We start from the raw sequence: 11,276 nt of genomic DNA on the forward strand, positions 1-11,276 counted from the left end.
TCCATCCACAACGCCAATTAAACAGGTATACGCAGCGCGTTAATTTTCGCTGCATACCTTTGTCTTCTTGCCATGGAGCTGCATATGTCCGTCACCCGTCCTTTATTTACTGCTGGCCTGTTATTGTTGCTGACCAGCTGTGGTTACCTCAGCGAAAACCCGAAAACGGCATTAGAGCAACAATGGTTGCAAAAAGATCCGCAAATAGCGGAAGCAGTGAAACAAATCCGCGAACAGGGCCTGGCTGCAGTTGCTGGCAGTGCTGAAGCCGGCACTGTGGCTGCCTGTGTGGCGAGCCGGCTGGCGGCAGATCCGATGGGGAAACTCATCACTGTCGAGGGTGCATTGGTTGAATCCGCTAAAGTGACGCAATTGCTGGCAGACATTGAAAAGGTGTTTTCACAGGAACTCAGTTTTGACAGTGTCGCGGCAATGCTGGAACAAGGCGCGGATGCAGCGGCTTATGCCAAAACGCTGATTGACCAGCAAGGACTGGAACAAGCGCTGGCAACGCTGAAAACACTGGTGGCGCAGAGCCAGCAATTCGCTAGCAAAGATTTAGGCGGCCATTTACAGGCGTTGGTCAGCACTTGCAAAGCTTACGAAGTTGAGGAAACCACACCGGCGGCAGATGCCAGCAAAACCTGAACCGGAGCAACTGAGATCTGTATAAGTAACGCCGGTCAGCTCAACTCGCTGATACGGCGTAAATGTGCGGCATAAAAGCCATCAAAGCCGGTCGCTGCCGGGCTGATGTTTTGCTCTGACAACAACTGAAAATCAGGCCGGCTGGACAAAAATGCGTCGATTTGTGCGCGGTTCTCCGACGGGAATATAGAACAGGTGGCATAAACCAGCTCGCCGCCAACACAAAGCATTTTGCAGTAACGCTGCAGGATGTCTTGCTGTAAGAGCCGAAGCTCAGTCAGACGCATCGGCGAGCGCCACTTCGCATCAGGATTACGTCTGAGCACCCCGCTGCCGCTGCATGGCACATCCAGCAAGACAAAATCTGCTTTGCCAGCCAGGCGTTTAATCGTTTTACTGCTGCTGATGAGGCGAGTCTCAACATTCGCCGCACCGGCTCTGTTCGCACGTTGCTGCAAGTTATCCAGCTTCCATTGTTCGACATCCATCGCCAGTAAACGGCCTTTCGCCTGCATTCGGGCGGCCAACGCCAGCGTTTTGCCGCCAGCACCAGCACAGGCATCGATCACCCGGCTACCTGGCTTTACCGGTAAAGCAGCTGCGATGAGTTGTGAACCAGCATCTTGTTGTTCAAACCAGCCAAGTTTAAACGGCTCTGTCTGAAACAAGGCGCCATCGGAAGTGATCTCCAGCGCCGAATCGACTCCATCGACTGCTTTGCTTTGGATGCCGCCCTTTGCCAGGGCTCGTTGCAGCGCATCTCGGTTGGTTTTTAAACTATTGACCCGGATAAAACGAGGTGCAGCCTGCGCCAACGCTTCGCGCTCTGCAGGCCAGGCAGTGCCGAGTTCGGTGTGACCAAGCTGGTCCAGCCAACCCGGACAGCCATCCTGCATTGCAGGCGGCAGCTGCTGCCAACGCGCTGTGATGTCGCCGGAGCCTTGCTGCACTGCAAAATACAGCGCCACAGTGTCCGCTAAGCTGGCGTCAGCACCGGCCAATTGCTGATAGGCATTTAATTTGCGCAGAAAAGCACCACAGTGCCATACCACCTGACTTTGCAAGCCAACCGCCGGCCGCGCTGCGCCAAACACTTGCGCCATCGCCCGTTCCAGCTGTTGATCCTGTTGCAGGACCAGTTGCAGGATGGCGTACAACAATGGCGATGTGGCTTCGTGATGAGCAAATGACATGAAAATTTCCGGTAAGGCGAGCGGTGGCAACAAAGAGGCGCGATCATAAGAGCTGTCTGTCAGACTGGCAAGCCCTGAGCTGCCAGCCTGCGTTTTATGCAGAGAACAAACTGACATGCTGCAACTGCTGCTGCCGGTACTGACTGGGTGAAACGCCGGTCCACTGGGCAAATTGCAGTCGAAACGCCGAGCTACTGGCAAAACCGCAGAGACCGGTGACAGACTCAACCCGCTCGCCGCGACTTAACAACAACTTAGCCTGTTCTATCCGGGCCTGTTGCAACCATTGTTTGGCACTTTGGCCAACACTCTGCTGAAAATGCCGGTCAAAACTACGCCGGCTCATGCCTGCCTGCCGCGCCAGTTGATCAATATCCCAGGCCTGAGTCAAATCTGCCAGTACCGCGTCCAGCACCGCACTCAACGTTTTACTGGCCGTCGATACCGGCAGCTCGATAAATTGCCGCTGTCCACCCTGGCGGCTAAAAGGTACTACCAGCCGCCGCGCTGACCGATTCGCCTGCTCAGCACCAAAATCGGCTTCAATCAACGCTAACGCCAAGTCAATACAGGCGGCACTGCCGGCTGAGGTGAATATCTGCCCGGCTTGCACATATAAAGGATCGGTATCGAGCTGTACTTTGGGAAACAACCGACGGAAGGCTTTGGCGTATTTCCAGTGGGTAGTGGCAGTTTTGCCATCGAGCAGCCCGGCATAAGCCAGGATCACTGCACCAGAACAAAAGCTGACCAGACGAGCGCCGCGTGCTGCTGCCTGCTGTAAAGCTTCGAGCAAAGGTTGCGGTGGCTTTTCGTCAATATTGCGCCAGCCAGGCAAAACAATGGTATCTGCTTGCTGTAACTGATTTAAATCAGCCGACAGATGCAACGCCGAACCATCACCGAGTTGCAACACAGGCCCATCGGTGCCTATCACCTGACTTTGATACCAAGGTGAATTGGTCCGGCCGTGGCTGACAAAGATCTCCACTGCAGCGCCATATTCCAACATCGATAGACCGTGATAGGCGCAAATCACCACCCGATGTGTCTGATCCTTGCTGAACTGTCCTGTCGTCATCTTTCTCCCCATCTGTCGGCGAATCCAACGAGATTGTGACTGTCATGTACTCCCACGGCAAGCACTTGGCTGAAAACAGGCGTTCTTTGTCAATTTAGCCAGTGTTGTCTGCGGGCGCGCTTTGCTGAAATAGCACTGAGTTCACCCAACCCACAGGAGTATTCCGAATGACCTTATCTCAAAACCAATCCGCCCAGTCGGCGGTCACACCGCAAAGCCCTTCATTGGTTTGTCAGTACCCGGCAGCGCCAGCAGACGCCGTGATCAGATGGTTTAGTCAGCGTCTGCAGTTTGAAACCGATTGCAGTGATGTGCAAAGTGCACTCAGCAGTGGTGCCGACGATTTTGTGCTGCTAGATGTGCGCGGGGAAGCCGCATATGCCAAATCCCATGTCCCAGGCGCACTGAATTTACCTCATCGGCAAATCACCGAAGCGACGTTGCAGGCGCTGCCAGCAGAGCGGTTGTTGGTGGTGTATTGCGCGGGGCCGCACTGCAATGGCGCCGATCAGGCTGCATTAAAAATTGCCCGCCTCGGCTACCCGGTGAAAATGATGATTGGTGGTCTGCAAGGCTATCAGGACGAAGGGTTCGCTGTGACTGAGCCAACTGAAACAGCAGATAAATCGCTGCAATGCGGCTGTTAAGCAACACTGGCATTCCCCCGCATCTTCAGTAAAAATGCAGCCTGATAGTTTTTTCAGGCTGTATTTCATGGCGTTTTATGCCGACATTTTTCTGCAGTTTCTTCGGTTGGGACTTACCTCATTTGGTGGCCCTGCGGCGCATCTGGTTTATTTCGAGCGCCGGTTTGTCGCTGAAAAAGCCTGGTTAACCCAGGCGCAATACCAGCAATTAGTTGCGCTTTGCCAGTTTTTGCCAGGGCCTGCGTCCAGTCAGGTTGGTATTGGCATCGGCCTGCAACGCGGGGGATCTGCGGGTGCCGTGCTGGCGTTTCTTGGCTTTACGCTGCCGTCTTTTGTGCTGATGACGATGGCTGGGCTGTTTGGTCTGCACTGGTTGGGACCCGCGGCTATGCAGGGAGCACTCTGCGCCGTGGCAGTGATTGTTGCTCATGCTGTTTTTATTATGAGCACATCGCTGACACCCGACTGGCCACGCCGAATCTTCGCTGTGATTGGGTTCACGGCTTTTTTGCTGGTGCAGCATCCGGCACTTCAGTTGTTGATTCTGCTGATATTCGGGTTAACCGGCGCGGTAATACTTCGACCGACCGCTATTGCAGCAAACACCGCCTTAGAGACGCCGACACAACCAGGGCTGTTGTTGCTGCTGGTCTTCGCCGCACTGCTGATTGGCCTGCCGGTGATGAGCATCACGTGGAGCAGCGAGCCTTTATTACTGATGTTCGACCGATTTTTTCAGGCTGGCGCATTGGTCTTTGGCGGGGGCCATGTTGTGTTGCCACTGCTGGAGCAACAAGCCGTTGGGGCTATCGCCCAAAACGAATTTCTGGCCGGTTATGCCGCTGCGCAGGTCATGCCGGGGCCATTATTTAGCTTTGCGGCCTATTTGGGGGCTGCGGCCGGACACGGCATCAGCGGCGCTCTGGTGGCTACCCTCGCCATCTTTCTGCCCGGCGCTTTGTTAGTTGGCGCGATTTGGCCCTGGTGGTATCGCCTGAGCCAGTGTCGAGCTTTACTCGGCGCTGTTGCCGCCGTCAATTGCGCTGTGGTTGGCTTGCTGGCGGCCGGCTGGTGGCAGTTTGTTCTGCCTCATGCGGTGACTGTAACCTGGCATTGGTTGTTTATCGGATCAGGACTGTTCTTAGTGCTGCGTGGTTGGTGCCCGCCAGTGCTATTGGTGCCGCTCGGAAGCCTGCTGTTTGCAATAGGCGCATCGATTTAACCGGGAAAATAGCGGAAGTTCTGCAGGCTTTTGATTTTGGGCAGTTGTGTCTCTCTTCTATTCCGTATATAAATTAGCAAAGGAATAAGTTATTCCACTGATAACCAAATTCCACTGCTAACAAAGCGACCGGAGTCGACCTATGGCGATGAGTGTGATGCGCGTGCCACTGCTAAGTGGAATTATTTTGCTACTGAGTGCCTGCCAGCTTGCCGATCACAGCAAGACGCCCGACGCGGCAACAGACAGCCACCAGAGTGAATTGCTACAGCATTGGGTTACTGATGCCGCGCCGCAGCTCGCCGCAAATCCCGACCACTACCGGCTGCAAATTCTATTCACCGAAATTCAGCGTGATCAGACTGGCCGCCCTATTCTGCGGCAACAGCAATATCGCGCTGATGCCGAGTATCTGTATCCGGCGTCGACAGTGAAACTGGCGATCGCCGCGCTGGCGTTGGAATATCTGCAGCAGTTGTCCGTTCATGGCGTCAGCGCGGATGCGGTGATGCATACAGAACCTTTGTTGTCGGGTGATATGCTGGTGGATCGCGATGACAGCGCAGCCTCCGGTTTGCCGACTGTGCGCCATTATGTGAAAAAGATTTTGTTGGTCAGCGACAACGACGCCTACAACCGCTTGTATGAATTAATGGGTCAGCACTATATCAACACAAGGCTGACTGAGCTCGGTTTTACTGACGCACAGATTTTACACCGGCTGGAGCGGCCACTGAGCGCCGAAGACAATCGAGCCACCAATGCAATCACTTTTTATGACGCCGGCGGGCAATTACTTTATCGCCAGCCCGCCCGACATGCCCCGGTAATGCCGGCGCGGCCTTTTACGCCAGTTGGCAACGACTATCTGAAAGACGGCTTATTACAGGGAAAACCGCTGGATTTTAGTCAAAAGAACCGCTGGACCCTGTCGCATATGCACCGGATGACGCAGCTGATTATGTTGCCTGAAACCCTACCGGCTGAGATGCGCTTGCAGCTGGCACCGGCTGAGTTACAGTTTTTGCAACAGCAAATGGCACAGTTGCCGGGTGACAGTCAGGACCCTCGTTATGATCCGGCGCAGTATTGGCCGACTTATGTTAAATTTCTGGTATATGGCGCTGCTAAAGATGTCGCACCCGATCCCCGCGTCCATATCCATAATAAAGTCGGCGATGCTTATGGCTTTTTGCTCGATAGTGCCTATATCCGGGATGATTGCAGTGGTGCCGAATTTATCCTGTCGGCCGCTTTATACGTCAATCAGGATGGCGTGTTAAATGACGACCATTACGACTATGACACTGTGGGTTTGCCGTTGTTAAAACGACTCGGCGAGCTCGCGTTAGCGCATGCGCGGACGCAGGCACAAGCAAAGACTCAGGCGACAAGACAATGCCTGCACACTGCCCGCCCCTGAAGCTACTTTGTTCGTTTTAGTGCTGGGTTGGCAGCGCTGCCAAAGGCCAATGCGTTAAGCCCTTCACAGCCTGAATGCCTAAACCTGCGCTGCTATTAAGCGAAATGGTCGGGCCTTCAAAGCGCGTGCCGCCGCTGACCGGGTCAAACCGGGACAAGGTTGGCCCGTCCAAATCGAGATAGCGGATGGTCTGTGGAAAGGCCGCTGCCAGATGTGCGGCCGCGGCAACACTAATCGATGACTCCAGCATAGAACCCAGCATACAGGGTTTGCCGGCCACATCAGCCAACGCCAATATCTGCAGGGCGCCGCTGATCCCGCCGGTTTTCATCAGTTTAATGTTGATAATGTCGCAACAATCCTGCGCCAGCAGCGTCACTACGTCAGCCGGGCTATAGGCACTTTCATCCGCCATCACCGGCGTCAGGACCGCTTCTTTCACCGCTTTTAAACCGGCAAGGTCCGCCGCCGGCACCGGTTGCTCCACCAGCTCTGGCAAAATGCCGGCCGCTTCTATCTGGCGCAACGCGCGGATACTTTGTTTCGCAGTCCAAGCCTGATTGACGTCAAGCCTAAGTTTGATATAGCTTGGCACAGCACGATGGATCGCCAGCACCCGTTCGACGTCGAGTTCCGGCTCACTGCCCAATTTAATTTTCAAATGCCGGTAACCATCAGCGACCGCTTTATTGGCGTCCGAAACCATTGCATCGACCGGGTTCATGCTGATAGTGATATCCGTCACCAGGTTTGTCGTATCACCACCAAGTAACTGAAAAAGCGGAATCGCCAATAATTGCGCCCGGACATCATAAAGCGCAATTTCAATGGCCGCTTTGGCACTGCTGTTACCCACCACACGCCGTTGCAGCTGATGCAGCAGCGACTGGAAATTGAAGATGGATTGCCCGACCAGCATCGGTTTAAACACCGTGTGGATCACCGCCTGCATCGATTGCAAACTATCGCCGCTGATCACCAGTGTCGGGGCTGCCTCGCCATAACCACAAAGCCCGTTTTCCAGTTCAATACGAACGACCAGATCTTGCACGCTGTCGACCCGGCGCAGCGCTGTAACAAAAGGCGTTTTTAACGGTACTTCTAACAAATAGGTGTCGATGTTAAGGATGCGCATAGGTCTCCCGCGTCAGGCTTTTGATGTTGTAGAGCGCCTGCAGATAGCTGGTGTGCTGATTGAGCTGCAGCGGCAACAACGGCGTGATACTGACGCCATTTAACTTGCTTTGATAATACTGGCCATTGCTGTGGAAATAACTCAGGCCATTCACCGAGTGGATGACAAAGAGCTGCCCGTCGTCGGCACGACCGAGCACCAGCATCACATGGCCCGGGATCAATAACAAATCACCAGTATCGGTTTGACTTAATGTCAGCGTTTTTTCGGCAGCGCTGGCATTATCAAGCTGAATTTCCGCAGCAAAACGTTGTTTGCCGAGGCTACTGGTATTGCGGGGAAGCAACACACCAAAGGTCTTAAACACTTCACCGATAAAACCTGAGCAGTCGCGCGCATTGTAGTCATGGCCCCAGCCGTAGCGCTCGCCGAGAAACTTAAATGACTGACGGATGATATTGGCGCGGGTCAGCGGCAAAAAGCCGGTGCGAACATCCTGACTACGCGCAACCAGCGCCGGCAGCAGCTGTAAAGTGCCGTCCTGACGCCGTACCGGAAGCTGCACTACATAACTGAATGCCGGATTCTGGTCATGCACCAGCGCCGGAAAGTCTCTTAACAGCGGCAGGCGGACGCCCATATCCAGCGCTACCTCGGATACATCTGGCTGTTCAGCAGTAAAGTTGGTGTGCGCCCGTGCACCAGTCACCAGCAAAAAGTCCGGGTTATTGGCAAAATTGAGTGCGGTTTGTTTATCGGTCAGTGCCAGATGTTTAACCTGTAGCCAGCCACTGTAATGATAATGCCGGACAAAAGCCCATAACCGGTCCTGACTGTAATGCAGCACCTGCAAAGGTTGGCCCGGAAACACCGCAGTTTCCTGAAAACGGTCGATATCCGTGTCCATGCCATCATTAAACACCCGATCTAAAGTCGGAAAAGCGCGGATGATGCCGCGGCTGGTCACCAGTGCGTAAGCGGCTTGAACGCTGGCAGGCAAGGCGTCAAGCGCCATCGCCTGCTGATAACGCGCAAAGTGCGCCGGCGTTAACTGCCGGCCATCAGCATAAAACCGCGCCGCTTTGGGCAGAGCCGAGCTTTGGTTGATGAGCGCCCCCAATTCTTGTTGGCTGTAAGAATCCGGGGCTTTAGCAAGATCCAGCATATCCGGCAAAGTACTCAGCAGCTGCGCATTGCTGGCGGCGATTTGCGCGGGAGTGCGCAGGATCTGGTCAGGTTCTTTGCTGCGTGCCAGCCAATAGTCCGGCGCCAATTGCGCCGCGTGCAGGAATGGAATATCGTGCGAACTGGCTGTTGCCGTCGGGATCACCGTGATCACTCCTGTGCTGATGATAAGCAGACTGCAACGCACCAGATTAGACAGCACAGAGCAGTAGCGGATCGTTATTCCAATCATTCTAAACCTATTGGTGTGTCAGGAATTATTTATTCAAGTATACTGACCCAAGATCAAATTACAAGCACAGGCGACATGATGCGAAGACCAAAACAACTTGCAAAATCAGCTGTTAAATCAATCATTTTACCGCTTGGCTTGTTGCTCGAACGCGCGACAAACCGCCAGTCTGAGGACAAAAACAGCTGGCGCTGGTTAACCGGGGTGTTGCCGGGGTCGCTCTTATTACTGGCTGGGTGTAGCCAGTCGATGCAGCCCGCAGTCCAGCCGGTGACAGCAGAAACTGTGATCCCTGCCGGGACAACGCAGTTAGTAGTCGTGATCAGTGATGGCTGGGATGCCAGCAGCGGTCAGTTATATCAGTTTTCCCGTGTAGCCGGACAGCGTTGGCAAGACAACGGTCAGACTAGCCAGGTCGACCTCGGGCGCAATGGCACCGCTTGGGGCCTTGGTCTACATCCGGCACAAAGTGAAGGCCCGCAAAAACAGGAAGGTGATGGCAAAGCCCCGGCAGGTTTGTTTCGCTTAAGTGCGGCGTTTGGCGCCGTGCCAGCCCTTGCCACCCAGATGCCTTATCAGCAGATGAGTCGATTTGACTATTGTATCGATGTACCGACCTCGCCTTTGTACAACCAAACACTGGATATCCGCCAATATCGGCCCGAATGGACCGCCGGCAGTTCAGAGCCGATGCGCCGTGACCTGATAGCAAAACCAGATGCCGTGTATGAAAAAGGTTTGTTTATCGACCATAACTTCAGTTCCGGCGAAGCCCGCCAGACCGGTGCCGGCAGTTGTATTTTTATGCATCTAAAGTCTCCGGACGGTCGTAAAACGGCCGGTTGCACTGCGTTGACGCCTGAACATCTGACGGCTTTGCTGCAATGGTTAAGTCCTCAGGCCGAACCGCTGTATCTGCTGCTGCCCGCCAGCGAATATCAACGGCTAAAACAGGACTGGCAACTCCCACAGTTGCCCACTGTTCGCTAAGTTAAACCGAGGTTTTCCCTGATGTTGAGACCCGTTTCCCGGTACCTACTTTCTTCTATTGTGGCCCTGTTGCTCAGTGGTTGCGCCAATCAGACCGGTATGCAACTGCGTCACGACCTTCAGCAGCAGATCCTCGCAGCAGGTCTGCAGCCAGATCAGGTTGCACTGGTGGTGCTGCCGGTCGCAATGCCCAGTGAGCCTGCAGCGAACACTGCCGTGATCCAGCACAATGCAGATTTATTACTTCAACCGGCCAGCACCTTAAAACTGGTCACTAGTGCCGTGGCATTGGATCAGCTCGGGCCGTTATGGCGCGGTGAAACGGAATTCTTGGCTGATGCCGCAGATTTGGCGCAAGCCCGGCAAAGCGGCATTTTAACCAAGCCGCTGTATGTGCGCGGCAAAGGCGATCCAGAGCTGGATTATGCGGCAGTGTCGTCTATGTTAGCGCAGCTGTATAACGAAGGCGTGCGCGAGCTAGGCGCTGGCGTGCTGCTCGACCGCAGTTGGTTTAGTCCGTTATTGCCCGATCCGGCGGCGGCGCCTTTTGATGAGTCGCCGCGCGCCCGTTACAACTATATTCCGGATGCGCTCGGGCTCAATCAGCACATGCTGCAACTGCAGCTACGCAGCAATACCACTTCAGTTCAACTGACCAGCCTGCCGGTCTTAACTGACTTACAGCTCAAGTCTGAATTGCAATTAACCGACGCGCGTTGTGATCAGTTTAATCCGGATTTGCTGCTGTTAAACGAACGTACGCTGCCGAACGGCGGCGTTGAACTGGTGCTGCGTGGTGATTTTCCACGTAACTGCCTGCTTCAGGAAGATGCGGCCTGGCTCAGCCGCGATGCTCAGTGGCAATTAAGCTTAAGCCAGTTCTGGCGCCAACTTGGCGGCCGTTTTGGCGCCCCTTTGCGCGTACAACCGGGAATAACGCCGACTGATGCCGTGGTAGTGGCACAACATTTCAGCCGGCCTTTACCGCAATTGCTGCAACAGCTGAATAAGAATTCTGACAACGGCCTGGCGCGTATATTGGCATTGCAGCTAGGCCGTTTGGCGCCTGTGGGTGCAGATCCACAACAACCGGATACGGTGCAGGCCGCAGAACAAGTGGTGTTGCATTGGCTGACTCAGCGCCAACTGCCGGCACAAGGGCTGGTGCTGGACAATGGCTCAGGTTTATCGCGCCAGGCCCGCATCAGCGCCAGTCAGCTGGCGGCGTTATTACAACATGCCTGGCAGCAACCCTGGGGGCTGGATTTGGCCAGCAGTCTGCCACGCGCCGGCATAGACGGGACTCTGCAAAACCGGATGCGGACCACTTCGGCCCTGGACAGTGCCAGACTCAAAACCGGTACCTTACGCAATGGCACCGGCCTTGCTGGTTATGTGTTTGACCGCCAGCGACGGCCCTGGGTCTTTGTAGGGCTCGTCAATGCGGAACAAGGCGTTGCCAAAGGCAGGCCTCTACTGGATTTATGGGTGGAAAAAGTCAGCCAGTTCTAAACGTCGAC

Annotated in this window: 10 protein-coding genes; 6 read left to right on the plus strand and 4 right to left on the minus strand. The window is 54.7% G+C overall.

Annotation, left to right across the window (positions count from 1 at the left end):
- Nucleotides 1–84: 84 nt before the first annotated feature.
- Nucleotides 85–648: a hypothetical protein gene (locus tag ACFFJP_RS09940; RefSeq protein ID WP_377242946.1), complete on the plus strand. Its 564-nt coding sequence runs from the start codon at nt 85–87 to the stop codon at nt 646–648.
- A gap of 35 nt (nt 649–683) precedes the next feature.
- Here ACFFJP_RS09940 and ACFFJP_RS09945 read toward each other — a convergent pair whose 3' ends face one another.
- The gene (locus ACFFJP_RS09945; RefSeq protein WP_377242948.1) at nt 684–1,958 is read right to left on the minus strand and encodes an RsmB/NOP family class I SAM-dependent RNA methyltransferase; all 1,275 of its coding nucleotides are present in this window, start codon (nt 1,956–1,958) and stop codon (nt 684–686) included.
- Nucleotides 1,936–2,922 carry a helix-turn-helix domain-containing protein gene (locus tag ACFFJP_RS09950; protein WP_377242950.1) on the minus strand — a complete coding sequence of 329 codons (987 nt, stop codon included), beginning with the start codon at nt 2,920–2,922 and terminating at the stop codon, nt 1,936–1,938. The genes ACFFJP_RS09945 and ACFFJP_RS09950 overlap by 23 nt, the downstream gene beginning before the upstream one ends.
- 167 nt (nt 2,923–3,089) lie before the next feature.
- On the opposite strand from ACFFJP_RS09950, the gene ACFFJP_RS09955 reads away from it, so the two are divergent.
- The 3 genes from ACFFJP_RS09955 (at nt 3,090) to ACFFJP_RS09965 (ending at nt 6,214) form a co-directional block, all read left to right on the plus strand.
- Nucleotides 3,090–3,569 carry a rhodanese-like domain-containing protein gene (locus tag ACFFJP_RS09955; RefSeq protein ID WP_377242952.1) on the plus strand — a complete coding sequence of 160 codons (480 nt, stop codon included), beginning with the start codon at nt 3,090–3,092 and terminating at the stop codon, nt 3,567–3,569.
- Nucleotides 3,570–3,636: 67 nt separating this feature from the next.
- On the plus strand, nt 3,637–4,791 hold the full coding sequence (chrA, locus tag ACFFJP_RS09960; RefSeq protein ID WP_377242954.1) for a chromate efflux transporter: 1,155 nt from the start codon (nt 3,637–3,639) through the stop codon (nt 4,789–4,791).
- A gap of 142 nt (nt 4,792–4,933) precedes the next feature.
- The gene (locus ACFFJP_RS09965; RefSeq protein ID WP_377242956.1) at nt 4,934–6,214 is read left to right on the plus strand and encodes a serine hydrolase; all 1,281 of its coding nucleotides are present in this window, start codon (nt 4,934–4,936) and stop codon (nt 6,212–6,214) included.
- A gap of 16 nt (nt 6,215–6,230) precedes the next feature.
- Here ACFFJP_RS09965 and ACFFJP_RS09970 read toward each other — a convergent pair whose 3' ends face one another.
- Both ACFFJP_RS09970 and ACFFJP_RS09975 read right to left on the minus strand, forming a co-directional pair.
- On the minus strand, nt 6,231–7,349 hold the full coding sequence (locus ACFFJP_RS09970) for a dipeptide epimerase (RefSeq protein ID WP_377242958.1): 1,119 nt from the start codon (nt 7,347–7,349) through the stop codon (nt 6,231–6,233).
- Nucleotides 7,336–8,766, minus strand: coding sequence for a C40 family peptidase (locus ACFFJP_RS09975; protein WP_377242960.1), 1,431 nt, complete (start codon nt 8,764–8,766; stop codon nt 7,336–7,338). The genes ACFFJP_RS09970 and ACFFJP_RS09975 overlap by 14 nt, the downstream gene beginning before the upstream one ends.
- A 75-nt stretch (nt 8,767–8,841) precedes the next feature.
- On the opposite strand from ACFFJP_RS09975, the gene ACFFJP_RS09980 reads away from it, so the two are divergent.
- Nucleotides 8,842–9,756 (plus strand): L,D-transpeptidase family protein, encoded by a 915-nt coding sequence (locus ACFFJP_RS09980; RefSeq protein ID WP_377242962.1) that lies wholly within the window; start codon nt 8,842–8,844, stop codon nt 9,754–9,756.
- A 21-nt stretch (nt 9,757–9,777) separates the two neighbouring features.
- Nucleotides 9,778–11,268 carry a D-alanyl-D-alanine carboxypeptidase/D-alanyl-D-alanine endopeptidase gene (gene dacB / locus ACFFJP_RS09985; protein ID WP_377242964.1) on the plus strand — a complete coding sequence of 497 codons (1,491 nt, stop codon included), beginning with the start codon at nt 9,778–9,780 and terminating at the stop codon, nt 11,266–11,268.
- The last annotated feature ends 8 nt before the right edge of the window (nt 11,269–11,276 follow it).

Origin of the sequence: Rheinheimera tilapiae (assembly GCF_042432165.1) — a bacterium.
In the GTDB taxonomy this organism is placed as follows: Bacteria; Pseudomonadota; Gammaproteobacteria; order Enterobacterales; family Alteromonadaceae; genus Pararheinheimera; species Pararheinheimera tilapiae.

What these genes read in the sequence shown, in the direction of transcription:
- ACFFJP_RS09940 (WP_377242946.1), top strand. Translation starts at nt 85, where the DNA reads ATGTCCGTCACCCGTCCTTTATTTACTGCTGGCCTGTTATTGTTGCTG.
- ACFFJP_RS09945 (WP_377242948.1), bottom strand. Translation starts at nt 1,958, where the DNA reads ATGTCAGTTTGTTCTCTGCATAAAACGCAGGCTGGCAGCTCAGGGCTT.
- ACFFJP_RS09950 (WP_377242950.1), bottom strand. Translation starts at nt 2,922, where the DNA reads ATGACGACAGGACAGTTCAGCAAGGATCAGACACATCGGGTGGTGATT.
- ACFFJP_RS09955 (WP_377242952.1), top strand. Translation starts at nt 3,090, where the DNA reads ATGACCTTATCTCAAAACCAATCCGCCCAGTCGGCGGTCACACCGCAA.
- chrA (WP_377242954.1), top strand. Translation starts at nt 3,637, where the DNA reads ATGGCGTTTTATGCCGACATTTTTCTGCAGTTTCTTCGGTTGGGACTT.
- ACFFJP_RS09965 (WP_377242956.1), top strand. Translation starts at nt 4,934, where the DNA reads ATGGCGATGAGTGTGATGCGCGTGCCACTGCTAAGTGGAATTATTTTG.
- ACFFJP_RS09970 (WP_377242958.1), bottom strand. Translation starts at nt 7,349, where the DNA reads ATGCGCATCCTTAACATCGACACCTATTTGTTAGAAGTACCGTTAAAA.
- ACFFJP_RS09975 (WP_377242960.1), bottom strand. Translation starts at nt 8,766, where the DNA reads ATGATTGGAATAACGATCCGCTACTGCTCTGTGCTGTCTAATCTGGTG.
- ACFFJP_RS09980 (WP_377242962.1), top strand. Translation starts at nt 8,842, where the DNA reads ATGATGCGAAGACCAAAACAACTTGCAAAATCAGCTGTTAAATCAATC.
- dacB (WP_377242964.1), top strand. Translation starts at nt 9,778, where the DNA reads ATGTTGAGACCCGTTTCCCGGTACCTACTTTCTTCTATTGTGGCCCTG.